General features: G+C 45.1%; 4 protein-coding genes. 3 read left to right on the top strand and 1 reads right to left on the bottom strand.

Annotated elements, in window-relative coordinates; genetic code table 11:
• Positions 1 to 227, bottom strand: a 227-nt coding sequence (locus BZG79_RS13985) for a TetR/AcrR family transcriptional regulator (RefSeq protein ID WP_206779502.1), incomplete at its 3' end; no start/stop codon positions are given.
• 190 nt (positions 228 to 417) lie between these two features.
• Here BZG79_RS13985 and BZG79_RS13980 point away from each other — a divergent pair.
• From BZG79_RS13980 to BZG79_RS13970, 3 genes are all read left to right on the top strand, one after another.
• Positions 418 to 1,152: a transporter substrate-binding domain-containing protein gene (locus tag BZG79_RS13980; protein WP_077774705.1), complete on the top strand. Its 735-nt coding sequence runs from the start codon at positions 418 to 420 to the stop codon at positions 1,150 to 1,152.
• Between the two features lie 145 nt (positions 1,153 to 1,297).
• Positions 1,298 to 1,798 (top strand): hypothetical protein, encoded by a 501-nt coding sequence (locus tag BZG79_RS13975; protein WP_025744358.1) that lies wholly within the window; start codon positions 1,298 to 1,300, stop codon positions 1,796 to 1,798.
• 94 nt (positions 1,799 to 1,892) lie between these two features.
• Positions 1,893 to 2,529, top strand: a 637-nt coding sequence (locus BZG79_RS13970; RefSeq protein ID WP_077774704.1) for a lipase, incomplete at its 3' end; no start/stop codon positions are given.

Genomic DNA, 2,529 nt, shown 5'->3' with positions numbered 1-2,529 from the left:
GCCGCATCTTTTACTGCATCAAGATTATCAAAGTGATGATAGAGCGCGCCTTTGCTGATCCCCGCTTTTTTACCCAACTTTGTTGCTGTGAGTGCCGCAAGCCCTTCATTACCAACGATTTCCAATGTGGTTGAAAGAATATGTTGCCGCATCGCCCGCGACGCAATTTCATGCTTATTCATCGTTATTTGATCAAATTTGAAAGTCCAAGTGAAAAAATAAAACATACCGAATGTTCATTCAAATATTTACGCGCAAAATGTGACCGATAACCGAATGATTTATCGACAGCTATGCGTGCCAAAAAAGGATAAGTGAAAGTCGATGTTGTAAAATAACAGCCGAGCACGCAAAGACAGGTGCGGTCTCTGTGTCTACAATAACAAGAGGAAAATCAACAAAAGTCGGGTAGAAACGATGAAAAGATTATGGGCTTTATTACTGATTATGAGTGTCTCGGTATCCGTGAATGCCAAAACGACTTATGTAGTAGGCGTACAAAGCTTTTCTCAGTATTATCCCTTTTCAGCATATTCTAATCGCAGTTATTCAGGGTTTAATCGCGAGTTACTCGATATGTTCGCCAACACGCATCACTATCGATTTGTGTACAAAGCTTTACCACTAACAAGCCTTCCTTCCCGTTTTGTCGATGGTGTCGTTGATCTTAAATATCCAGATAGTCCCGATTGGGATCGCGACATCAAAAAAGGCGTCAATGTCATTTATAGTGAGCCTGTGGTTGATTATATCGACGGCGTCATGGTTATCGACCAAAACTATGGCCAACCTATTGACCAATTACAGCGACTAGGAACCGTCGTAGGCTTTACCCCTGAACTTTATCAATCACGTATCCGTTCGGGCCAAACACGCTTAAATGAGAGTTACAAATATGATTCTTTGATGATGAAGCTTGTCAGCGGTCGTATTGATGGCGGCTATGCAAATATCGCTGTTGCAAAGTTTTATCTTGACCAAATGGGCTTTAAAAAAGGATCGGTACGCTTTGATGATACCTTGCCCCATGAAAAAGGGACTCAGCGGCTATCCACCATCCATCATCCCAAGCTCATCGACGAATTCAATCAGTTTCTATCCGATAAGCAAGAGGCGATATCTGCGTTAAAAGCGCGCTATGGCATAGAGTAAGTGAGAATTATCAGAGCAACGCTGTCAACGCCTTCCTTTGAGGGAGCGAATCAGTTAATGCTTTAATTCAGTATACGATATTGTATACTCGAGCCGCCCATTCAGGCAGGATAAGTGTGTTGTGCCAATATAGTGAAGAGTACTCTTGAATAATCAGCTTATCAGTTTGGATTTATTTTACGCGATAGAGCATCTGATGCCCGGTAAGCGCACGGCGGCATTGTTTCGTCGCTCGATCAAACATCTCCCTGTCACGACCTTGTCTCTCCCTCACTATGATTCTGCAGCCGGACTTCAGCTCGCGCTCTTTCGCCACTGTCGAAACTATGTCGCGTTTACGCAAGGCAAACCCATCTCACCCGATTTTGACTTTTCTGGTACCGCTGAACAGATCCTAGCGGCAGAGTCGGTAATGAAGGCATTTATTCGCGGCGCCTATTGGTGGGTTGAGTATCATATGGGGCTATATCGTGAAGACTGGAGTCAAGAGCAGACGCAACGTTGGTTAAGAGATTTACGGCTGTTGGTACAAGTTATTATTGGGATTGGTAATTGCACGAATGCTGCCTTTTTAATCACCCACCGTGGCCCGATTCAAGCGCTCACTTATGATACGCATTTAGAACCCTTCCTAAACAATTATTAGCGCGGTGATTGAGCGCGCTATTCATTGACCGTTTCGCTGTTTCGTCATGTTTTTTCGGTAGCCTGAGTCCAATACTCATGAAATAGGCTCTTGTATGAAGCGATTGAAACGCTATCAATATGAGCGATACGCCATACTCTGTCGTGCCTCTTACCCTACCTATTTTGATCACACCCAGTATGGATTCAGTCCCCATGGCCGGCGTGATATTTATGACCGATGGGGACGATGTATTATCCGGGTGCTTTGGCGGGAAAACGATGACGCGGTCGTGGTCTTTCGTGGTTCGCAAACCGCCTGGGATTGGTTGGTCAACTGTGCGTGCACACCTAAAACGATCACTATCGATGGTAAGAAGTGTCACGTCCATTGGGGGTTTCACTATCTTCTCACACAAAAAAGTTTGTCATGGCAACCGCACAAACGCCAATACCGACACATGACAGACAGCCAATTTGCGGATATTGCCCAAGCGGCCGATCACACCGTGCTTGAAGGAGAGACAGTACTCACTAAATTAATCTCTGCGTTAACCCCTTTTTTACACGCAGGTAAACATATTTCTTTTATCGGCCATTCATCAGGGGGCGCCATGGCGATTGTCGCTGCAGCAAAGCTAAATCATCAATTTGGCGGGGCAATCAAGCGCATCGTGACGTTTGGACAGCCGGCTGCCGGAATGTGGCGTTTTAAGCAATTATACCCTTTCTCAACACGTACCTATCGTATCT

It is taken from the genome of Salinivibrio sp. MA427 (assembly GCF_001996115.1).
GTDB lineage: Bacteria > Pseudomonadota > Gammaproteobacteria > Enterobacterales > Vibrionaceae > Salinivibrio > Salinivibrio costicola.
Note: the sequence above shows the minus strand (reverse complement) of the source record. Positions and strands in the feature narration are given on the sequence as shown.